We start from the raw sequence: 25,215 nt of genomic DNA on the forward strand, positions 1-25,215 counted from the left end.
AAATTTCACTTGCCGTTTCGTTTTCGTTTGAACGGGCTCTCCGCTTTGCCGTTTGCAAAGCGGCCAAACGGCGCTACCTATTTCCAAGCTTCACACCACGGAAATATCCCCATGAGCAATGAGACTGTCGTTACCGCCGCCATGCTTGCCATCGGCGACGAGCTTCTTTCCGGCCGCACCAAGGACAGGAATATCGGCCATCTCGCCGATATGCTGACGATCTCGGGCATCGACCTGAAGGAGGTTCGCATCGTCGCCGACGAGGAGGATGCGATCGTGGAGGCGCTGAACGCGCTTCGCGGCAAATACGACTATGTCTTCACGTCCGGCGGCATCGGGCCGACGCATGACGACATTACCGCCGACGCGGTCTCGAAGGCCTTCGGCGTTCCCTGCGAGCACGATGCCGAGGCGATGGCGCTGCTTGCCGACATGTACAGGCGGCGCGAAATGGAATTCACCGAGGCCCGCCAGCGCATGGCCCGCATGCCGCGCGGCGCTGCCCATATCGCCAACCCCGTGTCCACCGCGCCCGGCTTCATCATCGGCAATGTCCATGTGATGGCCGGCGTTCCGCAGGTCTTCCAGGCCATGGTCGACAATGTGCTGCCGACGCTCAAGACCGGCACGCCCGTCCTTTCGCTCGCCATTGCCTGCCCCTATGGCGAGGGCGAGATCGGCACGCCGCTGACGGCGATCCAGAAGGCGCACCCGCAAACCAGCATCGGCTCCTATCCGCGCTATGTCGGGCAGAGATTTTCGACCGAAATCGTCGTGCGCGGCCGCTCTGAGGAGGTGATCGAGGCGGCCGGCGCGGATGTGCGGGCCATGATCGACGATATCAGGCGCAGGAAGGAAAACGAGCAGGCGGAAGCGTGAGGGCAAGCGCTGCGGCCTTGATGTCGGTCAAGGAACCGCAGCGCGGTCCGGCGCATTCCTTTCCTCGCGGAAGACGATTTTCAAGCGGCAAAGGAGAATTGATATGTCTTACAAAACCATTCTCGCCATCCTGGATACGGTAGACAATAGCGGCGCTGTTGCCGATTTCGCCTTTGCCATCGCAGCCGAGAGCGGCGCCCATGTGATCGGCCTGCATGCCGAAACGATCGCCGCCGTGCCGCTGGTGGCGCCGATGGAAATTCCCGACCCGGTCGCCGTCCAGGCCCTTCAGGACATGGCCCATTCCGAAACCGTCGAGGTGGAGCGAATTTTCCGCGCCCGTGCCGAGGCTGCCGGGGCTTCCTTCGAATGGCGCGCCTTTGCCACCTCGACGGGTTACGGCTCCGTGCCGCTGATCGAAACGGCACGCAGCGCCGACCTCCTGATCGCCTCCCAGGCCGATCCGGCAAGGCCCTCCGACAGCCATGTGGATGTCGACGAATTCCTCTTCGAAAGCGGCCGGCCGGTGCTGATGATCCCTTACATCATCCGCCAGCCGAAGCCGATCAGGCGCGTGCTGATTGCCTGGAACGGATCGAAGGAAGCAACACGCGCGACGTTCGATGCCCTGCCCATCCTGCAGGCGGCCGAAGCCGTCGAGATCTTCTCGGTCGATCCGGCCGAAATGGCGACACAATCGGCCACGACGGCGGGCGCCGACATTGCAGCCACGCTCAGCCGCCATGGCATCAAGGTGACGCTTGCGACCGCCGCAAGCGGCGACAGGAGCGCCTCGCATGTCATCGAAAACCGGCTTTCGGACGACAGCATCGACCTTCTGGTCATGGGCGCCTACACACATTCCTGGCTCTGGCAGGCGATCTTCGGGGGGACGACGAAAACCCTGCTGCAATCCATGACGGCGCTCACATTGCTTTCACGCTGAAGGCTGCTCTTGCCTTTTGCCCCGAAATTCCGCTAATTGCGGCGACCGATGACATTGGCTTCGGCATCCCTCGCGCAGTTCCGGCTGCGCGATTTGCGTTTTGCCCGCCGATGTCCGCTCGGTCGCCGGCAAACGGCGTGTCTTTTTTCATGCCGCGGAGTAGCCCGATGTCCCTTCCCGATAAAGCCTTCCCCGTTTCGTGGGATCAGTTCCACCGCGATGCCCGCGCACTCGCCTGGCGGCTCGCCGGCCTCAACCAGGAATTCAAGGCGATCGTCTGCATCACTCGCGGCGGCCTCGTTCCGGCGGCGATCATCTCGCGCGAGCTGAACATTCGCCTGATCGAAACCGTCTGCATTGCCTCCTATCACGACTACGTCAATCAGGGCGACATGGTGCTCCTGAAGGGCATTGCACCGGAACTTGCGGCAAACGGCGGCGAAGGCGTGCTGGTCGTGGACGATCTGACCGATACCGGCAAGACCGCCGCCCAGGTGCGCGGCATGCTGCCGAAGGCGCATTTCGCCTGCGTCTATGCCAAGCCGAAGGGCGTACCGACGGTTGATACGTTCATCACCGAAGTCAGCCAGGATACCTGGATCTACTTCCCCTGGGACATGGGCTTTACCTACCAGGAACCGATCGCCAAAGGCACGCGCGGCTAAACCATTCTTCAGACACGCATTTCGGTGACAATTTCCAATTATGCAATTGGAAATTGTTCCAAATTTTGTCACCTCCACAGCGCTTTCCCATGCCCGACGGTAACATCCGTTTTATTTTATTAGCATAATGTCAGGCAACTACCGGTCGCAAAGACCGGACGCAAAGTATGACTGAATGCGGTTGGGGAAGCGCAATGGCATGCTGGGGCAAATTTCGAATGGCGATGGCCATCGGGCTCATCGGCTGTGTGGTCTGGCATGCGCCCGCCGGCGCTGAGCCGGCCTATATCGGCGTCGTGCGTCAATATGTCGAAAAGCTCGTCCGGCCCTTGGCCGAAAACGCCATCGTGGTCAAAGCGATCGAAGAGCAGAACGAGAAGTTCGGCGACGTCAGCGAAATGGACCTGCGGGTGCTGGACGAGACCTACCGGGCGGAGGTCGCTCAGGGCGAGTTCCAGATGGTCCAGGCGCTGATGGCGAAATCCGTGTCGCATTACCTGAAGGAGAAGCAGGACGATTCGCAGGGGACGATCCTGGAATTCTTCGTGACCGACTGTAACGGCCTGAACGTCGGCCAGAGCGTCGTCACCCACGATTACTGGCAGGGCGACGAGGACAAGTTTCTGAAAACTTTCGCCCTCGCTTCGCGGGATATTTATATCGGCCGGGCGGAGCGCGACGAGTCGACCCAGCTTCTGGAGACTCAGGCAAGCTTCGTCGTCACCGACGAGAAGGGAAAGCCGATCGGCACCGCGACGGTCACGATCGCCATCGACGCGCTCTAGAAGGTGCTGATTTCCCTGAACGAATCGGCATGCGCAATTCCGTCGCAAAAGCCATCCTAACTTTTGCCGCAGCCGATTTTTTTGGCATTCGGCACTCCAGTGCGGCAAATCGCCGGCGCAAGCCCTTGTATTTTCAGGCTTACCCGGACTTTCCCCAGTCTCCACAAGTGCATCCACAAGATGTTGTGGTTAGCATTCGGTTACATTCCACCCCTTGACGGAATCAGTCGATTCAAACTTAATGTTCCAGATGTTGCGGCGGCGACTGAACCGGAGGTAACGAGCCCGGTTCTCCCAAGGAAAATCGAACGCATATTCAGGGTGTTGCACCGTCAGGGGGCGGTAACGCCCGATGGGATTTTGCGCCTTTTTCCAGCCTCAAAAAACAACATCGGGGACTGGTAAAAATAAGCTGTTAACACTATATTTAGCGTTTGCAGCCAGCCTCACCACAAGATACAGGAAATCATCTGCGGATGACATCCTGTCACAAGACGGAACGAGCACCGGCTGCACGAAGGGACAACGTGTAGCCGGAAGGGAATTTTGCGCCCTTTCGGGTGCCAACACGAGGTTAGAGAAAATGCGCATCGAACGTCGGTTTACGAAGGCTGGTCAGGGCGCCTATGCGGATATCGAATTCCGCAAGGCGACGAGCGAGATCAAGAACCCGGACGGGTCGATCGTCTTCCGCCTCGAAAACATCGACGTTCCCGCGCAGTTCTCGCAGGTCGCCACCGACGTTCTGGCGCAGAAATATTTCCGCAAGGCCGGCGTTCCCTCCCGCCTGAAGAAGGTCGAAGAGAACGATGTCCCCTCCTTCCTGTGGCGCTCCGTTGCCGACGACGCAGCACTGAAGGCGCTGCCGAAGGACGAACAGACCGGCTCGGAAACCGACGCGCGCCAGGTCTTCGATCGCCTTGCCGGCACCTGGACCTACTGGGGCTGGAAGGGCGGCTATTTCTCTTCGGAGGAAGATGCGGCAGCGTTCAAGGACGAGCTTGCCTATATGCTCGCCACGCAGCGCGTCGCCCCGAACTCGCCGCAATGGTTCAACACCGGCCTGCACTGGGCCTATGGCATCGACGGCCCCGGCCAGGGCCATTTCTATGTCGATCCCTTCACCGGCAAGATCACCAAGTCCAAGTCGGCCTACGAACATCCGCAGCCGCATGCCTGCTTCATCCAGTCGGTCGAGGACGACCTCGTCAACGAAGGTGGCATCATGGATCTGTGGGTTCGTGAAGCCCGCCTCTTCAAGTATGGCTCTGGCACCGGCTCCAACTTCTCCATGCTGCGCGGCGAAGGCGAAAAGCTTTCCGGCGGTGGCCGCTCCTCCGGCCTGATGAGCTTCCTGAAGATCGGCGACCGCGCGGCCGGCGCCATCAAGTCGGGCGGCACGACGCGCCGCGCCGCCAAGATGGTCGTCGTCGATATCGACCATCCCGATATCGAGGAATATATCAACTGGAAGGTCAAGGAAGAGCAGAAGGTTGCCGCTCTCGTGACCGGCTCGAAGGTCGTCGCCAAGCATCTGAAGGCGATCATGAAGGCCTGCGTCAATTGCGAAGCCGACAATGGCGATTGCTTCGACCCGGCCAAGAACCCGGCGCTCAAGCGCGAAATCCGCGCCGCCAAGAAGGATCAGGTTCCGGAAAACTACGTCCAGCGCGTCATCCAGTTCGCCCGCCAGGGCTACAAGGACATGGAGTTCAAGACCTACGACACGGACTGGGATTCGGAAGCCTATCTCACCGTTTCCGGCCAGAACTCCAACAACTCCGTTTCGATCAAGGACAACTTCCTGCGCGCCGTCGAGGAAGATGGCGACTGGAACCTGACCGCCCGCAAGGACGGCCGGGTGATGAAGACGCTGAAGGCCCGCGACCTCTGGGAAACGATTTCCTATGCCGCCTGGGCATCTGCCGATCCCGGCATCCACTTCAACACGACGATGAACGACTGGCACACGTCGCCGGCCGGCGGTCCGATCCGCGGCTCGAACCCGTGCTCGGAATATATGTTCCTCGACGACACAGCCTGCAACCTCGCTTCGCTGAACCTGCTGCAGTTCAAGGACAAGGCCACCAAGCGCATCAATATCGGCGACTACGAACATGCTGTGCGCCTGTGGACCATCGTGCTCGAAATCTCGGTCATGATGGCGCAGTTCCCGTCCAAGCGCATTGCAGAGCTTTCCTACGAATACCGCACGCTCGGCCTCGGCTACGCCAATATCGGCGGCCTGCTGATGTCGACCGGCATTCCCTATGACAGCGCCGAAGGCCGCGCCATTGCCGGCTCGCTGACGGCGATCATGACCGGTATCTGCTACGCGACTTCGGCCGAAATGGCTGCCGAACTCGGCCCGTTCCCGAATTACGAGCCGAACCGCGAGCACATGCTGCGCGTCATCCGCAACCATCGCCGCGCCGCCCATGGCGAGAACGCCGGCTACGAGGCGCTCTCGGTCAACCCGGTGGCGCTGAACCATTCGGAAAACCCGGACCAGGATCTTGCAGCCCATGCGATGTCCGCCTGGGACAAGGCACTCGAACTCGGCGAAAAGCACGGCTACCGCAACGCGCAGGTCTCGGTCATCGCACCGACCGGCACGATCGGCCTCGTCATGGACTGCGACACGACCGGCATCGAGCCTGACTTCGCGCTGGTGAAGTTCAAGAAGCTCGCCGGCGGCGGCTACTTCAAGATCATCAACCGCGCCGTTCCGGATGCGCTGCGCACGCTCGGCTATTCCGAAAGCCAGATTGCCGAGATCGAAGCCTATGCTGTCGGCCACGGCAACCTGAACCAGGCACCGGCGATCAACCCCTCGACGCTGAAGGCCAAGGGCTTCACCGACGAGAAGGTGGAAGCGGTCAATGCGGCGCTGAAGAGCGCCTTCGACATCAAGTTCGTCTTCAACCAGTGGACGCTCGGCGCCGACTTCCTGAAGACGACGCTGAAAGTCTCCGACGAACAGCTTACCGACATGAGCTTCAGCCTGCTCGAGCATATCGGCTTCTCGAAGAAGGATATCGAGGCTGCCAATATCCACGTTTGCGGCGCGATGACGCTGGAAGGCGCACCCTTCCTGAAGAAGGAGCATCTGCCGGTCTTCGATTGCGCCAATCCCTGCGGCAAGATCGGCAAGCGCTACCTCTCGGTCGAAAGCCATATCCGCATGATGGCGGCTGCCCAGCCCTTCATCTCCGGCGCAATCTCCAAGACGATCAACATGCCGAACGAGGCAACCGTAGAGGATTGCAAGAACGCCTACATGCTCTCCTGGAAGCTCGGCCTGAAGGCAAATGCGCTTTACCGCGACGGCTCCAAGCTCTCGCAGCCGCTCAACGCCTCGCTGATCGAGGACGACAACGACGAGGATGCGCTCGAGGATCTGATCCAGCAGCCGCTCGCGGCCCAGGCCGTGACCGTCACCGAAAAGATCATCGAGAAGGTGATCGAGCGCGTGTCGCGCGAACGCGAGAAGCTGCCGAACCGCCGCCAGGGCTACACCCAGAAGGCTGCCGTCGGCGGTCACAAGGTCTATCTGCGCACCGGCGAATTCGGTGACGGCCGCCTCGGCGAGATCTTCATCGACATGCACAAGGAAGGTGCCGCCTTCCGTGCGATGATGAACAACTTCGCGATCGCCATCTCGCTCGGCCTGCAATATGGCGTGCCGCTGGAAGAATATGTGGAGGCCTTCACCTTCACCAAGTTCGAGCCGGCCGGCATCGTCATCGGCAATGACGCGATCAAGAACGCCACGTCGATCCTCGACTACGTGTTCCGCGAACTCGCCGTCTCCTATCTCGGCCGCCACGATCTCGCCCATGTCGATACGTCCGATTTCTCCAACACGGCGCTCGGCAAGGGCATCCAGGAAGGCAAGACGAACCTCGTCTCGACCGGCTGGACCCGCGGCTACAAGCCGACGCTGGTCTCCAACACCGGCAGCGACCGTCTGCTCGGCGAACCGAAGGGTGCGGCAACGGCAGCGCCTGCCCGCGCCTCCTCGACCGGCGGCTCGGTAACGTCCTTTGCAGGTGCGGCGGCCCGCAAGCTGGAGCCGACTGTCGCCATCTCCACCTCCGAGATCGTCGCCTTCAAGCGCGATTATGAAGAGCGTGCGAAGGAACTGGCCGAGGAAATCGCCGAAGAAGTGCTCGAAGAAACCGGCAGCGACGCAACCGCCCTCTTCTCCGACAAGGCTGCAGCCGATGCTGCCTCCGCCAAGACGGAAGCCAAGAAGATGGAAGCCGAACGCCGCGCCCGTTCGATCATGCAGGGCTATACGGGCAATATGTGCAGCGAGTGCCAGAACTTCACGATGGTGCGCAACGGCACCTGCGAGAAGTGCGACACGTGCGGCGCGACGAGCGGCTGCAGCTGATTTCTTCGGGAAAGTCAGCTTCTACCTGAAACAGACGTCCGATTTTTTCAGGTCGACCGACCAGAAAACGACTCCAGGCGCCACGCGCCTGGAGTTTTCTGTTCAAGCGACCGGTAATCTCCTTACCCGCTCACAGCGCGCCCCATGCCTTCCTCGTCCGAAAGGCCCATGCCGTAATCCTGTCGCAATGGTCGTCGTGAACATAGGATCGGAAAGGTGGGCGAGGCATGAAGATCCTGTTGGTCGAAGACGAGACTAGGCTGGCGGAAGCGGTTGCGGCTTCGCTCAGCAAGACGGGTATTGCGGTCGACCATACCGCTCTTCTTGGGGATGCGATCGAACTGGCCCGACAACAGACCTACGACGCGATCGTGCTCGACAGGCGCCTGCCGGACGGCGACGGCATCACGTTCATTCCCTGGCTGCGAAGTGCCGGCGTCGTGACGCCGGTCATCGTGCTGACGGCCAGAAACGAACCGAAGGAAAGGGTCGCGGGCCTGGACCTCGGCGCCGACGACTATCTGGGCAAGCCGTTTCTGATGGAGGAGCTTTTCGCCCGACTGCGCGCGGTCTTGCGACGCCCGTCGGCCCTGGCGGAGCCGTCCATAGTCGCGGGACGGATGACCGTGGATCCGATCCGGATGGATGTCACGGTCGGCGAACTGCAGCTCGACCTGCCTCGCCGAGAGCTGATGGTGCTCGTTACGCTTGCGAAGCGAAAAGGCAGGACCGTGCTCAGATCGGCGCTGGAAGCCGAAATCTACAATTACGAAGAGACAATCCAGTCCAACGCCCTGGATGCCCATGTGTCACGATTGAGAAAACGCCTCGCCGACGCGGACGCCGGCGTATCCATTCACAACATCCGCGGCGTCGGATACCTGTTGAAGGAACATTGATGCGATTTCCGAATACGTCGCTGTGGTGGAGACTGAACTGGCAGCTCAGCCTGCTTTTCGTCGGCACGACGGCATCGGTGATTGTCGGGCTGTGCATCTATGGCGCGACGATCCTTTCTCCGAACGTCAGCATGGAGCACCGGCTTCTGAACGCCCTGGAAGGGTCCTTGCGCTACGAACCCGGACAGGGGCTTCGCATCGAAGATAGCCAAAAGCTCGCGGCGTTGAAGGACGATACGCCCAATCTGTTTTTCTACGCCGCAGCCCCGGACGGAACGGCAGTGGCTTATGGAAATATCCCGCCCGCATATGTGCAGCTTGCCAGGTTCGTGCCGCTTATCAAGGACGCCGACATTCGCGGAACGGAGGCAAGCACCCCTGTGCCGGCTTCGGTCGACGACATCGAGATCAGCGGGACCGAGATCCGGGTGCTCTATGGCGGTCGCAACGGAAACGAGTCGATCTTCCTCACCATGCTTGGCGGCACATACAAGATCTACGTGCCCCTGCTCGCAGTTACGTTGCCCGCCCTCTTCTTTGCCGTGCCGCGGCTGGTGAGGCGCTCGCTCTCAGGCTTGAACGACGTCGTTCGGAAAGCGCCCGAGATCGACCCTCGCCAGCCGGGATCCCGGTTGCCGGTGGATCGGGTTCCGAGCGAGGTCGTTCCGCTGATCCATGCGTTCAATTCCGTACTGGAGCGGCTGGAACAGCAGTTCGCAGCCAGAGAGCGCTTTCTCATCGATGCCGCACACGAGCTGCGCACACCGATCGCCGTCATGCAGACGCGTATCGATACGACCCTTGAAGGAAGCGCTCGCGACACGATGATGGACGATATCGGGCGTCTGCGGGAGACGGCGGAGCAATTGCTCGATTTCGAACGCAGCGAGCAGTCTCCGGAGCCGTTCGAACAGGCCGACCTGGTGGAAATCGCCAGGAACGTCGTCGCCGACCAAGCCCCGATTGCCATCAGAAACGGATATGAAATCTCGTTCGACAACGACGTGGAGGCGCTGTATCGGCTGGTAAGCCGGTCGGCGATATCGCGCGCCATAAGCAACCTGGTGCGCAACGCGATCGACCATGGCGGAAATACCGGCACAATATCGGTTCGCGTGAGCGAATCGGGCGGAATCTCGGTCTCGGACGAGGGGCCCGGGATTGCGGCAGCGCATCAGGATCTCGTATTCGAACCTTTCTACCGGATCGCACCAAGGAGCAGCGGTGCCGGCCTCGGATTGAGCATCGTGAAGCAGATCGTAACCCGTCACCGCGGAAGCGTAACACTCGATGGCGGCCCGACAGGAACCACAGTGACCATCAGCCTGTGACAGATAGATTTTCCGTCCAGCCCTGCCCTTTCATGCAGCGAAATCGCAGAGTTAGGGCACAACGACCGGCCAACGAGTTCAACCTGGACCTTGGCCACAGTGACGTCATCCAGGCGTTCCAGGCCGATACCGGTTCCGGCACCAGTTCCGACTGGCGGTCAACGAATCCCAGAAAAGACGAAATGGCCGAACCAGACGGTCCGGCCATTTTCATCCTGCAGAAAAGATGGGAGCCCAAGGCTCGATCCGGATAGGCTTGGCCCTGCCTAGAAGCGGCGCGGCGCCTCCGGCTTGTTGCCGACGATGCTGTCGATCCGCTCCAGCACGTCAGACGTCACCTTATCCTTATGCGAGAGAGCCGCGAGATTGTCCTGCAGCTGGCTTGCGCGCGAGGCGCCGAGGATGACGGTCGAGACGTTCTTGTTGGCAAGGCACCACAGAAGGGCGAGATGGGTGATCGACAGGCCGATCTCGTTGGAGAGCCTGGCGAGCTGGCGGACCTTTTCGAGCTGGGCGCGGCCGGCATCGGTGGACCATTTTTCCTTCAACCATTCATAGCCCGGCAGGTTCATGCGGCTGTCGGCGGGTACGCCGTCATTGTATTTGCCGGTGAGAACACCCGAGGCGAGCGGCGACCAGATGGTGGTGCCGAGGCCGATCAGGTCGTAGAGCGGCAGATAGTCGGCTTCGACCTTCTGGCGTTCGAAAATGTTGTATTGCGGCTGCTCCATGGTCGGCGGCGTGATGCGCAGGTCGCGGGCGACGGCATAGGCTTCCGTCAGCTGCTGTGCGGACCATTCCGACGTGCCCCAGTAGAGCACCTTGCCCTGGGCGACGAGATCGTGCATCGCGCGGACCGTTTCCTCGATCGGCGTGTCGATGTCCGGGCGGTGACAGAAATAGAGGTCGAGATAATCGACCTGAAGCCGCTTGAGGGCCGCGTGGCAGGCGTCGGTCACATGCTTGCGCGAGAGGCCGCGCTGCGTCGGCTTCTGACCGCCCCAGAAGACCTTGCTGGAGACGATATAGCTGTCGCGGCTCCAGGCGAGCGACTTCAGCGCCTCGCCCATGACGATTTCGGATTTGCCGCTCTCATAACCTTCGGCATTGTCGAAGAAGTTTATGCCGTTGTCATAGGCGAGCTTCATTAGATCGACGGCATCGCCGCCGTTGACCTGCTTGCCGAACGTGACCCATGAGCCGAAGGAGAATTCGCTCACCTTCAGACCTGACTTCCCCAAACGACGATATTCCATGATACAGCTCCCATAGGTTATGAAAATCTGCCGCCTTCGGACCGAGGTCGGCATCGTGTAAGCGAGTGATTATCGATTTTTTGCATTCTATGCCAGCGGCAACGATATGCGAAGTGCCGCAATCGAAGAAACTGCGTCCTTTCGCATCAGCCCAGCTCTCCCAACGATATCTGTTCTCTTTCAATGGCTTCCATAGAAACAGCAAACATCCGCCGATCCGCTGACCTCGCGATTCGGCGCATGTTCGTCTGCCCAGCCCGTTCCCGTCATCAGCCTATTTGTCAATAACTGCAGGGCCTGTCATTGCCGAATCCGTCGCGGCATGCCGGCCGCAGCGCAAAATCGGTGCCTTGGGCCGAATAACCGACGGAACCGGTCTGTATCGACGTGTCCGGGCTCGTCGAGCAGGACGATGTGATGATGACCAGGGCGACGGCTGCACCGGCAGCCAGAAGTTTTCGAAACTGGGACATGGCGATCTACCCCCATACCGATAATCGGCGACACTCGAACGCAAGCAAATGGGTGTCGGCTAAGGACATAGGCCGGTCCGGCATTCCGATAACCGTGCCGTCGATCAAGATTTCGTCATTCGCGCACGGGCTGTTGTTGGCGCGGCGGCGCGGTTCTCGGCTACCGTGCCGCGGCATCGCTTCCAGAGGGCACCACCTTTCCGTGGTACTCACGCTGGCACAATATCATCCTGCTGTTTTCGGCCGCGATCCTGGCTCTGGCGCCCCTTGCCGGAAACGTTGCCTGGCGGCCCGGCAATCAGGCCGATCCGATCGCCTTCAGCCAGACCGTAACCGCCACGGCCCCGCCGTCCGGATGGCCGAGCGCGCGCTCGCCGAGATAGCTCGCACGCCCCAGCCTCGGGCGCATCGCCTTCGTGGCGTCCGCTCCGGCAATCCCGGCGGCAACGGCCTTCTGCCACGCTTCGCGGCTTGCCTGCCCTTCTCCAAGGCTTGCGATGAAGGCGTCTGCGGCCGGACGCAGGGCATCGATCATCGTCCGGTCGCCGGGCCTTGCCCCGCCAAGATCGGAGACGGCCTGGACGGCCGCGGAGAAGGCCTGCGCCATGTCGGCCGATGTCGGGGCCGCAAGGCCGGCAAGGTGACGCGACGCGCGCATCAGGGCGGTGGCGTAGAATGGCCCGGAACTGCCGGCGATCGCACGCCTGACGGCATCGCCCATCGCCATCAGCCCACCTGCGACATCGGCAAAGGCGGCATCGGGAAGCGCGAGCACGGCTTCGGCGCCGCGCTTCATGCTGGCGCCGAGATCACCGTCGCCGGTAATGCCGTCGAGTTCGGTCAGATGCGCTTCTGCATCGATCAGCGCCTTCGCCACGGCCTGCGCCGTCTTCTGAAGCTGCTGGCCGGAGGCTGTGACCGTCACGGATTCGGCCGGGCTTTCTGCCGGTCTCGATGAGGGCAGCACGCGGTTGCGATTGACCGCCCCGCCCCCCGGCCATGCGCCGGCAGAGGTTGGTGCGTCGATGAGCTCGAGAGCGCCGGCATCGACAGGCAGGATCGAGAGCGAAAAGCCCGGCATGTCGAGCGCCGACAGGAGCGTGCCGGCCCACGCCCTTTCGACCGTGACGCCTCTGCTTTCGAGGGCTGCGAGCGCAGAGCGGGCAACGACCGACAATTCCATCGGCGGAGTGGCGCCCAGACCGTTGACGAGCAGGGCGACGCGGTCGCCGCTGCCCAGCCCTCCGTCAGCTTCGATCGTCTCCAGCACGAGCGAGACGAGCTGGTCGACCGGTGCGATCGGCATCCGGCGAACGCCCTGCTCGCCATGAATGCCGAGGCCGACTTCGATCTCCCGTTCGCCGAGAGAGAAGCCGGGCTTGCCGGCGGCCGGCAGAGTGCAAGGCCCAAGCGAGATGCCCATGGAGGAAAGCCGTTCGGCGGCGGAGCGGGCGATGCGCGCCACCTCGTCCAGCGCCAGGCCCTTCTCGGCGGCAGCGCCGGCGAGCTTGTGGATCAGGACCGTGCCGGCGATGCCGCGGCGACGATCTGCGGAAACGGTTTCCCGCAGCGCCACATCATCGGCAACGACAACGATCTCGACGGGAATTCCTTCCGCGCGCGCCAGTTCCGCCGCAAGCCCGAAATTGAGGCGGTCGCCCGTATAGTTCTTGACGATCAGCAACGCACCGGCCGGGCCGCTTGCGGCCCTGATGGCGGCAAGCACGGCATCGGTGCTCGGCGAGGTGAAGATGTCTCCCGCGACCGCCGCCGTCAGCATGCCGCTGCCGACATAACCGGCATGGGCCGGTTCGTGGCCGCTGCCGCCGCCGGAGAGAACGGCGACCTTGCGCCTGGAAGGTTCGGGAAGATCGGAGCGGATGACGACGTTTTCGTCGGCCAGCAATATGCTTGCCGGGCTGAGAGCGACGACCCCCTCCAGCATTTCCCGTACGACTGACGAAGGATCGTTGATCAGCTTCTTCATGGTTCTCTCCCAACAACCGGACCGGCTTGAACGCGCATGTTCCTCGGTGAGTGACCTAGCACGATTTCGCCGACGGTGAATACGGGATCAAAGCCGATGGCCGGCGCAGGGACGCTCCGCGCGCGCCGGGCTCACGGCAGCCGCCCGTTCAGAAACGGGTTGCCGAAACGAAGATTTCCGCCAGCCGCTCGATCCCCGCCTGGTCTTCAGCGTCGAAACGGGCGGGAAGCGGGCTGTCGAGATCGATGACGCCGACGATCTCCTCGCCGTTTCTGACGGGAACGACGAGTTCGGAGCGTGATGCGGCATCGCAGGCGATATGGCCGGGAAACGCATGAACGTCTTCCACAAGGATCGAGGCGCGCTCCTTGACCGCCGTGCCGCAAACGCCGCGGCCAACGGGGATGCGCACACAGGCCGGCTTGCCCTGGAACGGGCCGAGCACGAGTTCGTCGCCCTTCAGCAGGTAGAACCCTGCCCAGTTGAGACCCGACATCATCTGATAGATCAGGGCCGAAGTGTTGGCGGCATTGGCGATCATATCCGGCTCGCCTGCGAGCAGGCCCTCCAATTGCCGGGCAAGCTCCCGATAGAACTCGGCCTTGTTGTCCGCTTCGATCTGCGCCGCCTGGAACATTGTCACATCCGCTTCCTGTTTCCGAGCCGTTGATATAGGAGGTCGGGCAGGTTTTGACAAACGGCCGATCCGGGCGCGGCAGTTGAATCGCGGCTGCGAATCCGATCAGATTTGGCCATGATGAAAACGATCAGAATATCGGCTGCGCTTCTGTTGCGGAGCGATGGCCACACGCTTCTGGTGCGCAAGCACGGCACGGCGGCCTTCATGCAGCCGGGCGGCAAGATCGAGCCGGGAGAGACGCCCGAGCAAGCCTTGAGGCGAGAGCTTTCGGAAGAAATCGGCATCACCGCCACATCGGCCGAACTCGAATTCCTGGGGCAATTCCAGGCGCCGGCGGCCAACGAGCCGGATCATCGCGTCGTGGCCGAGGTCTTCCTGCTGCATGTGAAGGACGACGAAATCAAGGCCTCCGGAGAGATCGAGGAGGTTTGCTGGATATCGCCATCGGCACCGGGCGAGATCGTCATGGCGCCGCTGACGCAACATCACATCCTGCCGTTCTACCGCCAGCGACAAAGCCGGGCGGCCGGCTGAAATATCCGGCATCCGTTTTGCGGAAAGCGGTCGGCGGGCAGATTGATGTCATCGGATGCCGCTCTATTCTCCCAATAGATCAAGGGAGGATCGTGCCATGGCCTTCATTCGTACCCCCGACGCATCCGCCAGCGAGAAGACGGCTTCGATGTACGCTTCGGCCGAAGCGAGCTACGGCTATCTGCCGAACATGTACCGCGCCTTCGGCCATCGGCCGGAGGTGATGGAGAACTGGGGGACGCTGCTTGCCAGTATTCGCGGCCACATGAGCCAGCGGCGCTACGAGCTGGTGACGCTGGCAGCGGCCAGAGAACTCAAGTCGTCCTATTGCATGCTGGCGCACGGGTCGGTGCTGCTGCGCGACGGTTTCACCAATGACAGTCTTTCGGCCGTCGCCGGCGGCAGCGAAAAGGCGCCCATCGATGCCGTCGAGCGGGCGATCATGGACTTTGCCGCCAAGGTGGCGCGTGATGCGACCTCGGTGACGCAAAAGGACGTGGACGGCCTGAAGCGACAGGGATTGAGCGACGCGGAGATCTTCGATGTCACCGCGGCAGCGGCCGCGCGCTGCTTCTTCTCCAAAATGCTCGATGCGCTGGGTGCGGCACCCGATCATGCCTATGCCGAGCGCCTCGACCCCAAGCTTCGCCAGAATCTCGCGATCGGCCGGCCGATCGAGGGACTGAATTCGAACCCCTCATAAGACCTGCGATCGCATGCTGTGGGATCGGCGCTTACGGTGCCGGCGGGTCCGCAAAATGCGCGATCGCGAATTCGGCGATCTTCTGGCCGGCGCGGTCGGCGTCATCGAGCACCGAGGGGAACAGCTGCCATTGATGCGGCATTCCCGGCCAGACCTCGGCGGTCACATCGACACCGGCCTTGTGCGCCTTGTCGGCAAGCCGCAGCGTGTCGTCAAGCAGCAGCTCGCCGGAGCCGACCTGCAGCAGCAGCGGCGGAAAACCGGTCAGATTGGCGTAAAGCGGCGAAATATCGGGATCCGTCGCCGAATTGTTGCCGAGATAGGCCTTGCGCAGCGCCTCCAGCGCGTCCTTGTCCAGCACCGGATCGTTGGCAGCATTCGCCGTGACCGATGCACCCGAAGCGGAGAGGTCGGTGATGGGACTGAGCGCCACGACGGCGGCCGGCAGCGGCTGGCGGGAGCGCATCTGCCGCAGCACGGCCTCAAGGGCGAGATTGCCGCCGGCGCCATCGCCGACAAGGATGATATTGCCGTTGCTGTAGCCGTTGTCGAGCAGATAGCGATAAGCGGTCAGCGCATCATTGACCTGCGCGGGATAGCCATATTCGGGCGCCAGCCTGTAGTCGATGAGCAGCACATCGCTCGACGCGGCCTTGGCAAGCGAGCCGGCAATCAGGTGATGGGTGCGAATGGAGCCGCTGTAGAAGCCGCCGCCATGGATGAAGAGAATCGCACGCCGGCCGATCGGATGATGAAGGCGCGCCGGCCAGATAAGCTCGGCATCGACCCCATCGGCATCGACATGGCGGATCTGGACGCGCGTCGGCTCGGGCAGCGATGCCATGAAATCGCGAAAGGCGGCGCGGCGGTCGCGCAGGCCTGCAGTGTCCTTGAAATGCTCCTGCCAGCGCGAGAGCAATTTTTCGACCTGCTCATGCGAGGCGGGCGTCTGTGCCGGCATGTCGCGCGCCGGTTTTTCCTGTGCCGCCGTGGGGAAGGCAAACAGAACCGCGGCCGAAAAAACCGCCAGCAGCGCATGACGACATTCCACTTTCCATTCATTGCCAGCAGAATAAACCGGCTTTCTCATTCGCCCCTCCGGCGCTGCTTTTCTTCGTGCGGCGCATCTTCACCACTTCGCCACCGAGAGTCAAAAGACAGTTTTTGGGTGATCGCTCCGCGCTTTCCCGCTGAGATCGGAGCATTCCGACCAGGAAAGGCTCCCGCTTCGTAGTCTGCATTTATTGGTTGTGCTAGACTACTTTAAGGAGGGGACGATCATGGACAAAGCCGCCCTGCTTGGGACGTGGCGCATGATTTCGTGGACGAGAACCGTCGTTGCGACGGGAGAAGTCAGCGACGCCATGGGTGCCGATCCCATCGGATATATCGCCTATCATGCCGATGGCCGGATGATGGCTTTCGTTACCAACCGGCGCCGACCGAAACCCAACGGCAAAGCCCCCAGCGACGATGAGAAGGCCGCGCTTTTCGATACGATGCTGGCTTATACGGCTTCCTACACGCTGGAAGGCGATAAGGTGATCCATCATGTCGAGGCCGCCTGGAACCCGACATGGGAGCGCCCTCTTATCCGCCCGGTGCATATCGAGGGCGACATGCTCGTCATCGACGATGCGCTCGGCATCGATCCTGTGACGGGAGAGGATGTCGTCTACCGGCTGGAATTCCGCAAACTCTGAGCGCCAGGAGATGTCGCGATCCTTCGGATTCACTCTCCTGTGCTTCAGGTCCTTGAATTGTTTCAGTCGCCGCGGATTGCGTCGATCACCGTCCGGAAGCCCGCCGAAATATGCCGCCGGCTGGGATAGTAGAGATAAAGCGGCTCCTCCGGCTGGCACCAGTCGTCCAGCACCTGGACGAGTTGGCCGCTCGCAATCAGCGGCGCCGCCCTGCCCTCCCAGACATAGGCCAGTGCCACACCGCTCAAGGCGGCTGCCGTCATCAGTTCGTGGTCGTCGAGCGAGAGCGGGCCGCTCGGATGGAAGGTGATGGCCTGACCGTCCCTCGCAAAATCCCAGGGGTAACGCGCACCCGAGGGGAACATGTTCTGGATGCAGATATGGCGCTTCAGATCATGCGGCGTGACCGGCTTCGGCCGGGTTTCGAAATAGGCGGGAGAGCCCACGACGACAAGGCGCAAGCGCTGCTTGACGCGCACGGCGATCATGCCCTCGGTGACACGCTCACCAAAGCGGATGCCGGCATCGAAGCCTTCCTCGACGATATCCACCAGCCGGTCCGTCGCCGCGATTTCAAGCTGCAGATTGGGGTTCTTCATCAGCAACGGCCCGATGATCTGGCCGACGACGAAGGGCGCTATGGAATTGCCGACATTGATGCGAACCCGGCCGAAGGGCGTATCGCGGAAGCGGTTCAGCGCATCGAGGGCGGAACTGATCTCGCCGAAGGCCGAATCGAGATGCGAGCGCAGCAGCTCGCCGGCCTCCGTCAGCGAGACGCTGCGGGTCGTGCGGTTCAAGAGGCGGATGCCGATGCGGTCCTCCAGATTGAGGACGGCGTGGCTGATGGCAGAGGCGGTGACACCCCTCTCCTCTCCCGCCTTGCGGAAGCTCTTGTGCCTGGCGACAGCGGCGAAAGCCGCCATCTCGGAAAGCTCGGTTGCTCTCATTGCTGAATTTTGCTCATCATAGTCTCTCAAATAACAAATCTTATACATGAGCCGGATTTGCGTCAAATTCCTCTCCGTCAGCAACGCACTGCTGAAACAAACAATCCGAGGAAAGGACATTGCCATGAAAGTCTGGTTCATTACGGGTGCATCGCGCGGCTTCGGCGCGCTGATGACCAAGGACGCTCTTGCTGCCGGCGACGCCGTCGTTGCCACTGCCCGCAACCCGATGACCGTCACCGAACAGTTCGGCGATCATCTGAACCTGCTTGCCGTCGCCCTCGACGTCACCAATGAAGAGCAGGCCAAGGAGGCTGCCGCTGCCGCCATCGCCCGCTTCGGCCGCATCGACATTCTCGCCAACAATGCCGGCTACGGCCTGCTCGGTGCTGTGGAAGAAGCAACGGCCGAAGAGATCGAGAAGATCTACGCCACCAACGTCTTCGGCCTCTTGAAAGTGACACGCGCGGTCCTGCCCTATATGCGCCGCCAGCGTTCGGGCCACATCCTGAACTTCTCCTCGATCGGCGGTTATGCCGGCTTCCCCGGCTGGGGTGTCTACGGCTCCACCAAGTTCGCCGTCGAAGGCCTGTCGGAATCCCTCGCAACCGAAGTCGAGCCCTTCGGCATCAAGGTCACGATCGTCGAGTCCGGCTTCTTCCGCACGGACTTCCTGCACGACAATTCGCTGGCGGTCAGCCCGGCTTCCATCCCCGACTATGTCGGCACGCCGGCCGGCAACATGCGCGATTTCGCAGCCGGCGCCAACCATGCCCAGCCGGGCGACCCGGCCAGGCTGACGGCCGGCATCATCGAGATGGTCAACGCCGCCAACCCGCCGCTGCGCATGCCCTTCGGCACGGATACGGTCGCCAAGATCGAGGAAGAACATGCCAGGGTGGAAAAGGAATTGGCCCAGTGGCGCGCGCTCGCCGTCTCCACCGACTTCGGGCAGACGGCCTGAAAAGGCCCGACCTTCCCCAGACACAACAAGCGCGCCATCGGTGCGCTTGTTTTCATTTCGGCGTGAAACGCGTCCAGGCGGCAAGTTTTTCATTCGCCGCGCCGCAGCAATGGCCTATGTCTAGCGCGTTATCACGAAGAGGAAGAGGCAGGCATGGCGAGCACATCCATTTGTATTTACGGGGCCGGCGCCCTTGGAGGCGCGATTGCGGTCAAACTCGCGAGCCGTCTTGGCGACAGCGCGACCATCTCTGTCGTCGCCCGCGGCGCGCATCTGGAAGCGATCCGCAAGAACGGCCTTTGCCTGCATGAAGCGGGAGCCGACGGACCGATCAATGTGCGGATCACGGCAACGGACGATCCGACCACGCTGCCGCCGCAGGACCTCATCATTACCGGCCTCAAGGGCCACCAGCTCGCCCCGGCTGCCGAAGGCATGGCCGCGCTCCTGAAGGACGATACGCGCGTCGTCATGGTGCTGAACGGCATTCCCTGGTGGTATTTCCATCGCGACGGCCAAAGCGGCCATGCGGAACTGCAGTTCGACGAACTCGACCCCGGCGGCAAGCTGTGGCGGCTGATCGGTCCGCAGCGGGTCATCGGCTGCGTGGCGCTGCAGGGGGCCGAAGTCGTCAATCCCGGCGAAATCCGCCTCTCCAACAACGGTCGTTTCGTGCTCGGCGAACCCTCGGGCGAGATGTCGGCCGATCTCGAAACCATTGCCGGCCTCTTTGCCAAGGCGGGTCTCAATGTCTCGACCACGCCGCGCATTCGCGACGAGATCTGGAGCAAGCTGACGGGCAACGCGGCCTTCAACCCGATCAGCGCCCTGACGCGCGCCCTGATGACGGACATCATGGCCGATCCGGCGCTCTTCGCCATGGTCGGCAAGATCATGAAGGAAGTGCGCGCGGTCGGCACTGCGCTCGGCGCAAAATTCAACATCACCATCGACGAGAGGCTGGAACAGTCGCGTCATATCGGCCCGGTGCGCACATCGATGCTGCAGGACCTGCTTGCCGGCAAGGCGCTGGAAATCGTGCCGCTTGTGGGCATGGTCGTGGCCCTCGGCCGCACCGCGAATGTGCCGACGCCCGTCTCGGAAGTCGTGCTGGCACTGGTGACGCAGCTCGACAGGGAAAACCAGCGCGGCGGCTGACACCAGCCCCTTTATGCAATTCCTATATCTTCGCCCGCCACCCCGAATGGAATTCCTATCGGCGACAGCAGTAGCCTTTGCCGCAACAGCAAAGGTCACTGCCATGCGAGATGTCATGTCCCCTCACTATCTGCCGCTTCGCCCGCACCGCATCACGCGGGGCAAGCGGCAGATGCGCGAGAAGCGCACGGCCCAGGCGTTGATGATTTTCGGCATCGTGCTTGCCTGCGTCGAACTCTACGTGATCCTCGGCTCGTTCTGACGCCCCATCATGAACAGCGAAGGATACATGCGCGCCGGCGGCGCGATCACCGCGCTCGTGACGCCGTTCCGCAAGGGCGAAATCGACGGCGCGGCTTTGGAAGACCTTGTTGAATGGCAGGTGCTGAGCGGTGTCGATGGACTTGCCATCTGCACGGCGGCGGGCGAAGGGCCGAGCCTCTCGCCGCAGGAACGCCGCATGGCGCTCGACATCTGCATCCGGACCGCGGCGGACCGTATTCCGGTGATCGCCGCGGCCGGAACCAATTGCACCGAAAGCACGATTGGCCTGATACGGGACGCGGAAGAATGCGGCGCCCGCGCCGTGCTGGTGACTGTGCCTTATTATTCCAAGCCGGGGCAGAAGGGCGTTCTCCACCATTTCCGACAGGTCGCGGCAGCCAGCAACCTGCCCATCCTCATCGAAAACGCGCCGGCCCGCACGGCAAGCGACCTGACGGTGGAGACGCTGGAACGGCTGGCCGATCTCGAGACAATCGTCGCGATCGTCGATTCGAGCGGCGACATCGCCCGCTTCACCGGCCTGCCACCGGGCCCTGCGGCAACGCTTTCGCTTCCTGTCCGCTCACGACGCCACCGCGCTTTCCTTCCATCTCGCAGGCGGCGACGGCATTGTGTCGGCAGCGGCCAATCTCCTTCCGCGACTCGTCACCTCGCTGCAGCAGGCGGCCTATGGCCGCCATATCTCGGCGGCGCTTGCGCTCAGCGACAGGCTGTACCCGCTACTGCTGGCGCTGGGCTCGGAGGGGGATCCTGCCCGGCTGAAATTTGGGCTGCAGGCGCTGCGCCGTATTGAGCCCGATCTTCGCTTGCCGCTTGTACCGGCCGAGGCCGAAAGCCGCTGCGCGATTGCCGAGGCGCTTGCCCCCTTCATTGGCGACAGCGCCGCGCGCATGGCGCTATCCCTATGAGATTTTAATGTTTTCGGTTCCGGCGGCAAATGGAAACCCTATCCGCCGGCATCTATCTTGATGAGCGTGACACCGCCGGGACCACCAAACGGCGGTTGAGTTAGACTTCGAAAGGACAAACGATGTCACGCCTGACCGATACCAATGCCAAGACCGACCCGCTGCAACGTGGCGAAATCGCCCACGCGGCTGTGGCCGATCCCTCCCATCCGCTGCTTGCCGGCATGGTTGCCGTCGCACCGCGGCTCGGCGCCGTGATGGCCTTTGCCGGGCTCGTGCAGATGAGCTTCCACCTGATTTCGCAGTAAGCGCCGGATAGGATCACGACAATGGCAAATGCACAGCAACGCCGACAGATTCCGGCCCACCGCACCGCGCGCCCTGCCCGCTTCACCGTCGGCCGCGACAAGGGCGGCCGCTGGATCGTCCAGGATCGCGAGGGGCGCGTCGGCGGTCTCTTCATCAACGAGGCAGCCGCCCTTCATTTCGCGGCGGAAGAGTGCAACCACAATCCGGATGAAATCTGCCGCGCCGGTACGACGCTCGATTTTGCACCTCTTGCGCGCAGTTCCGGCAATATCCACTAAATACTGTGCCGTTCCTGCCATTTTGGCACAGCAGGAACGGCATCGCAGCGCCGATTTCCAACTTTTCCTTAACTCGCGTCCTGATAAAGTCCCGCATACAGAGACTTCATATGCCGCGAGACCTATGCCGAAACCGAACTTCCGCTTCACCCATTATGATCTCAAGGAACAGCGCGCCGGAACGATCATCGAGGTGTCGCTGAGCGCCGTGAACAATGTGCGGCTGATGACGGCACCGAATTTTCAGCGGTTCACCGAAGTGCTCGACTTCAAATATATCGGCGGCGTCGCCCGCAAGTCGCCGGTCAGGCTCGCCATTCCCGAAAGCGGGCACTGGCATATCGTCGTCGATATGGAAGGCCATCACGGACTGGCGGATTCCTCCGTCAAGCTGATCGCCGCCCCGGCCGCGCAGAAGCGCGCCTGATCTCAGCGCGGCCCGGTTTCAGCGGGGATTGCGCTCCTTGCGAAGCTTCGCCCACCAGTCCAGCCGCTTGCGGATCTCGCGCTCGAAACCGCGTTCGGGCGGATCGTAGAAGGTCTGACGGCCCATCTTTTCCGGGAAATAATCCTGGCCGGAGAAGGCATCCGGCTCGTCATGGTCGTAACGGTAGCCTTCGCCATATCCCTCGCCCTTCATCAGCTTGGTCGGCGCGTTGAGAATATGTTTCGGCGGCAGGAGCGAACCGTTCTGCTTGGCGGCGATCGTCGCCGCCTTGAAGGCGTTGTAGACGGCATTCGATTTCGGAGCGGTCGCGAGATAGACGCAGGCCTCCGCAAGCGCGAGTTCGCCCTCGGGCGAGCCCAGGTAATCATAGGCGTCCTTTGCGGCGTTGCAGATGACCAGCGCCTGCGGATCGGCAAGCCCGATATCCTCCACCGCCATGCGCACCAGCCGCCGGCCGAGATAGAGCGGGTCCTCGCCGGCATCGAACATGCGGGCGAGATAGTAGAGTGCGGCATCGGGGTCGGAGCCGCGGACCGACTTGTGAAGTGCGGAGATCAGATTGTAGTGACCGTCCTGCGCCTTGTCGTAGACGGGGGCGCGGCGCTGGACGATGCGCGTCAGGCCTTCCGTGTCGAAAGTTTCGCCCTCGCGGGCTGCGCGCCAGACCTCCTCGGCCAGCGTCAGCACCGCGCGGCCGTCGCCATCGGCCATGCGGATCAGGCTGGCACGCGCGTCTTCGGTGAGCGGCAGCGGCCTTGCCTCGACCGTTTCGGCTCGTTTCAGCAATTCCTCGAGGCTTTCTTCGTCATGCGACTTGAAGGTCAGCACACGCGCACGCGACAAGAGAGCGGCATTGAGCTCGAAGGACGGGTTTTCCGTGGTGGCGCCGACGAGGATGACGGTGCCGTCCTCCATGACCGGCAGGAAACTATCCTGCTGGGCGCGGTTGAAGCGATGGATCTCATCGACGAAGAGCAATGTCTGGCGGCCGTCCATGCGGCGCATGCGGGCGGCCTCGAAGACCTTCTTCAGATCGGCGACACCGGAGAAGATCGCCGAGATCTGTTCGAACGCCAGGCCCGCCTCGCCCGACAACAGGCGGGCGACCGTGGTCTTTCCGGTTCCGGGCGGACCCCAGAAAATCATGGAGCCAAGCGAACCGCTCGCGATCATCCGGCGCAGAACGCCATCCTCGCCGGTCAGATGTTCCTGACCGGTGACTTCGCCGAGCGTCTTCGGCCGCAGGCGATCGGCAAGCGGCCGCCGGCTGGCGACTTCTTCCGGAACACGCGGCGCGAAGAGATCGTCACTCATCGGAAGAACTGCCTGATGCGCTGGCCATCGCGCTCGATCTCGACGCGCCAGAGGCCCGGATCGGAATCGGCGATCTCCTGCAGGTCGCGGCTGGTTTTCACTTCCGCCCCGTTGATGGACACGATGATATCCTTCGGCTCGAAGCCGAGACGGGAAGCGGGAGACCCGCCTTGGACGTCGGAGATCACCACACCGGTCGAATCGAGCGGCATCCTCAGCTCGTCGGCCACACGCGGCGAAAGGTTTTCCACGACCGCACCGGTAAAGGGCGTGCGTCCGCCGATCGTGCGCTGATCGCGCGGCCGGGTTTCCGGCGCGCGGGCAAGGGCAAGCGTCACCTGCTGCTCGCGCCCGTTCTCCACGACAGTCAGGTTGGCCGACTTCCCGAGGCCGGCCGTCGTCAGCCGATAAAGAAGCGCATCCGGATGTTCCACCGGGACGCCATCGACAGCGGTGACGACCTCGCCCGCCCTGAGGCCGGCCCTGGCAGCGGGACTGTCTGCCGTGACCTTGGCAATCAGCGCGCCGCGCGCCTTGTCGAGGCCGAGCGCATCGGCAACTTCTGACGTCACCGGATCGAAGCTCGCCCCGATATAGGGCCGCTCGAAGGATTTGACGCCGGAATCGGCCGAGGCGAGGAAGACCTTGACGAGATTGGCGGGAATGGCAAAACCGATGCCGTTCGAGCCGCCGCCGCGCGAGAAGATCGCCGTGTTGATGCCGATCAGTTCGCCCTTCATGTTCATCAGCGCGCCGCCGGAATTGCCGGGATTGATCGAGGCATCCGTCTGGATGAAGAAGCCGAACTCGTTCTTGACGACCTGGTTGCGCGCCAGTGCGGACACGATGCCGCTCGTCACCGTCTGGCCGACACCGAAGGGATTGCCGATGGCCAGCACGAGATCGCCCACTTCCACCGCATCGGAATTACCGATCGGCAAGGTCGGAAAATCGGCCTTGCTGTCGATCTTCAGCACCGCAAGATCGACGCGGTCGTCGCGCAGCACGACCTTGCAGGGGAACTCGCGGCCGTCGGAGAGCGCCACCTTGATGTCATCGGCGCCTTCGATGACGTGATTGTTGGTCACGACGGTGCCGTTCGCCTCGACGATGACGCCGGAGCCGAGCGAAGACTGCTTTTCGGTGCGATTCGGCATCTGCTGGCCGAAGAACTGCTCGAAGAAGGGATCGCCGGCAAAGGGCGACTGACGCTGGACGGTCTTTTCGGCATAGACATTGACGACGGCGCCCGCCGTCTGCCTGACCAGCGGCGCGAAGGAAAGCTGCATCTGCATCTGGCTTTCCGGCACGGTCCTGGTCTGCGCTTCGGCAACGGCCGGCAGCAGGAGCGTCAATGCCAGAAGAGAAACGGAGGCGTGTTTGAACAGGCCTTGCATGGGA

At 62.3% G+C, this 25,215-nt stretch carries 24 protein-coding genes and 1 pseudogene; 17 read left to right on the forward strand and 8 right to left on the reverse strand.

Going from position 1 to position 25,215, the window contains the following annotated elements:
* The first annotated feature begins 111 nt into the window (after window positions 1–111).
* From ACU8HS_RS01165 to ACU8HS_RS01195, 7 genes are all read left to right on the forward strand, one after another.
* The gene (locus tag ACU8HS_RS01165; RefSeq protein WP_112704935.1) at window positions 112–879 is read left to right on the forward strand and encodes a competence/damage-inducible protein A; all 768 of its coding nucleotides are present in this window, start codon (window positions 112–114) and stop codon (window positions 877–879) included.
* Between the two features lie 103 nt (window positions 880–982).
* Entirely contained in the window at window positions 983–1,825 is an 843-nt protein-coding gene (locus ACU8HS_RS01170; protein WP_112758650.1) for a universal stress protein, read from the forward strand.
* A 167-nt stretch (window positions 1,826–1,992) separates the two neighbouring features.
* The gene (gpt, locus tag ACU8HS_RS01175) at window positions 1,993–2,490 is read left to right on the forward strand and encodes a xanthine phosphoribosyltransferase (RefSeq protein ID WP_112572232.1); all 498 of its coding nucleotides are present in this window, start codon (window positions 1,993–1,995) and stop codon (window positions 2,488–2,490) included.
* Between the two features lie 194 nt (window positions 2,491–2,684).
* Window positions 2,685–3,275: a hypothetical protein gene (locus ACU8HS_RS01180; protein WP_112758062.1), complete on the forward strand. Its 591-nt coding sequence runs from the start codon at window positions 2,685–2,687 to the stop codon at window positions 3,273–3,275.
* A gap of 583 nt (window positions 3,276–3,858) precedes the next feature.
* On the forward strand, window positions 3,859–7,674 hold the full coding sequence (locus ACU8HS_RS01185; protein ID WP_112758646.1) for a vitamin B12-dependent ribonucleotide reductase: 3,816 nt from the start codon (window positions 3,859–3,861) through the stop codon (window positions 7,672–7,674).
* A gap of 227 nt (window positions 7,675–7,901) precedes the next feature.
* Window positions 7,902–8,573, forward strand: a complete 672-nt coding sequence (locus tag ACU8HS_RS01190; protein WP_112758644.1) for a response regulator transcription factor — start codon at window positions 7,902–7,904, stop codon at window positions 8,571–8,573.
* On the forward strand, window positions 8,573–9,904 hold the full coding sequence (locus ACU8HS_RS01195; protein WP_112758642.1) for a sensor histidine kinase: 1,332 nt from the start codon (window positions 8,573–8,575) through the stop codon (window positions 9,902–9,904). The genes ACU8HS_RS01190 and ACU8HS_RS01195 overlap by 1 nt, the downstream gene beginning before the upstream one ends.
* A 266-nt stretch (window positions 9,905–10,170) precedes the next feature.
* Here ACU8HS_RS01195 and ACU8HS_RS01200 read toward each other — a convergent pair whose 3' ends face one another.
* From ACU8HS_RS01200 to ACU8HS_RS01215, 4 genes are all read right to left on the reverse strand, one after another.
* Window positions 10,171–11,160, reverse strand: a complete 990-nt coding sequence (locus tag ACU8HS_RS01200) for a potassium channel beta subunit family protein (RefSeq protein ID WP_112704941.1) — start codon at window positions 11,158–11,160, stop codon at window positions 10,171–10,173.
* Between the two features lie 281 nt (window positions 11,161–11,441).
* Window positions 11,442–11,633 (reverse strand): hypothetical protein, encoded by a 192-nt coding sequence (locus ACU8HS_RS01205; protein ID WP_112572244.1) that lies wholly within the window; start codon window positions 11,631–11,633, stop codon window positions 11,442–11,444.
* A 298-nt stretch (window positions 11,634–11,931) separates the two neighbouring features.
* The gene (locus ACU8HS_RS01210; protein WP_112758640.1) at window positions 11,932–13,620 is read right to left on the reverse strand and encodes a dihydroxyacetone kinase family protein; all 1,689 of its coding nucleotides are present in this window, start codon (window positions 13,618–13,620) and stop codon (window positions 11,932–11,934) included.
* A 148-nt stretch (window positions 13,621–13,768) separates the two neighbouring features.
* Window positions 13,769–14,257 (reverse strand): GAF domain-containing protein, encoded by a 489-nt coding sequence (locus tag ACU8HS_RS01215; RefSeq protein ID WP_112758638.1) that lies wholly within the window; start codon window positions 14,255–14,257, stop codon window positions 13,769–13,771.
* A gap of 117 nt (window positions 14,258–14,374) precedes the next feature.
* Here ACU8HS_RS01215 and ACU8HS_RS01220 point away from each other — a divergent pair, with 117 nt between their 5' ends.
* Both ACU8HS_RS01220 and ACU8HS_RS01225 read left to right on the forward strand, forming a co-directional pair.
* On the forward strand, window positions 14,375–14,794 hold the full coding sequence (locus ACU8HS_RS01220; RefSeq protein ID WP_112758636.1) for an NUDIX hydrolase: 420 nt from the start codon (window positions 14,375–14,377) through the stop codon (window positions 14,792–14,794).
* Between the two features lie 97 nt (window positions 14,795–14,891).
* Complete coding sequence (locus ACU8HS_RS01225; RefSeq protein WP_112758046.1) at window positions 14,892–15,497, forward strand: carboxymuconolactone decarboxylase family protein; 606 nt, start codon at window positions 14,892–14,894, stop codon at window positions 15,495–15,497.
* A 31-nt stretch (window positions 15,498–15,528) separates the two neighbouring features.
* Here ACU8HS_RS01225 and ACU8HS_RS01230 read toward each other — a convergent pair whose 3' ends face one another.
* Window positions 15,529–16,458, reverse strand: coding sequence for an alpha/beta hydrolase (locus tag ACU8HS_RS01230; RefSeq protein ID WP_447015937.1), 930 nt, complete (start codon window positions 16,456–16,458; stop codon window positions 15,529–15,531).
* Between the two features lie 319 nt (window positions 16,459–16,777).
* Between ACU8HS_RS01230 and ACU8HS_RS01235 the strand changes: the two genes are divergently transcribed.
* Window positions 16,778–17,200 (forward strand): lipocalin-like domain-containing protein, encoded by a 423-nt coding sequence (locus ACU8HS_RS01235; protein ID WP_377310328.1) that lies wholly within the window; start codon window positions 16,778–16,780, stop codon window positions 17,198–17,200.
* Window positions 17,201–17,262: 62 nt separating this feature from the next.
* Here the strand turns inward: ACU8HS_RS01235 and ACU8HS_RS01240 are convergent, their stop codons facing one another.
* Window positions 17,263–18,150, reverse strand: a complete 888-nt coding sequence (locus tag ACU8HS_RS01240) for a LysR family transcriptional regulator (protein ID WP_447015280.1) — start codon at window positions 18,148–18,150, stop codon at window positions 17,263–17,265.
* A gap of 124 nt (window positions 18,151–18,274) precedes the next feature.
* Here ACU8HS_RS01240 and ACU8HS_RS01245 point away from each other — a divergent pair, with 124 nt between their 5' ends.
* The 7 genes and pseudogenes from ACU8HS_RS01245 (at window position 18,275) to ACU8HS_RS01275 (ending at window position 22,479) form a co-directional block, all read left to right on the forward strand.
* Window positions 18,275–19,114 (forward strand): SDR family NAD(P)-dependent oxidoreductase, encoded by an 840-nt coding sequence (locus tag ACU8HS_RS01245; protein ID WP_447015281.1) that lies wholly within the window; start codon window positions 18,275–18,277, stop codon window positions 19,112–19,114.
* A gap of 153 nt (window positions 19,115–19,267) precedes the next feature.
* Window positions 19,268–20,272, forward strand: a complete 1,005-nt coding sequence (locus tag ACU8HS_RS01250; RefSeq protein WP_447015282.1) for a ketopantoate reductase family protein — start codon at window positions 19,268–19,270, stop codon at window positions 20,270–20,272.
* Window positions 20,273–20,387: 115 nt separating this feature from the next.
* A complete protein-coding gene (locus ACU8HS_RS01255; protein ID WP_377310335.1) occupies window positions 20,388–20,534 on the forward strand; it encodes a hypothetical protein in 147 nt (48 codons plus the stop codon).
* Between the two features lie 9 nt (window positions 20,535–20,543).
* Window positions 20,544–21,465: pseudogene (dapA, locus tag ACU8HS_RS01260) on the forward strand (4-hydroxy-tetrahydrodipicolinate synthase).
* Window positions 21,466–21,587: 122 nt separating this feature from the next.
* The gene (locus ACU8HS_RS01265; RefSeq protein ID WP_112572264.1) at window positions 21,588–21,773 is read left to right on the forward strand and encodes a hypothetical protein; all 186 of its coding nucleotides are present in this window, start codon (window positions 21,588–21,590) and stop codon (window positions 21,771–21,773) included.
* Window positions 21,774–21,794: 21 nt separating this feature from the next.
* Entirely contained in the window at window positions 21,795–22,052 is a 258-nt protein-coding gene (locus ACU8HS_RS01270; protein WP_112572267.1) for a hypothetical protein, read from the forward strand.
* Between the two features lie 124 nt (window positions 22,053–22,176).
* Window positions 22,177–22,479 (forward strand): DUF1883 domain-containing protein, encoded by a 303-nt coding sequence (locus tag ACU8HS_RS01275; RefSeq protein WP_112572269.1) that lies wholly within the window; start codon window positions 22,177–22,179, stop codon window positions 22,477–22,479.
* Window positions 22,480–22,497: 18 nt separating this feature from the next.
* Here ACU8HS_RS01275 and ACU8HS_RS01280 read toward each other — a convergent pair whose 3' ends face one another.
* Both ACU8HS_RS01280 and ACU8HS_RS01285 read right to left on the reverse strand, forming a co-directional pair.
* Entirely contained in the window at window positions 22,498–23,814 is a 1,317-nt protein-coding gene (locus ACU8HS_RS01280) for a replication-associated recombination protein A (protein ID WP_112572271.1), read from the reverse strand.
* Window positions 23,811–25,211, reverse strand: a complete 1,401-nt coding sequence (locus ACU8HS_RS01285) for a DegQ family serine endoprotease (RefSeq protein ID WP_112572272.1) — start codon at window positions 25,209–25,211, stop codon at window positions 23,811–23,813. Before ACU8HS_RS01285 ends, ACU8HS_RS01280 begins: the two co-directional genes overlap by 4 nt.
* Window positions 25,212–25,215 lie beyond the last annotated feature (4 nt).

This window comes from Rhizobium sp. KDH_Rht_773_N, assembly GCF_052946295.1.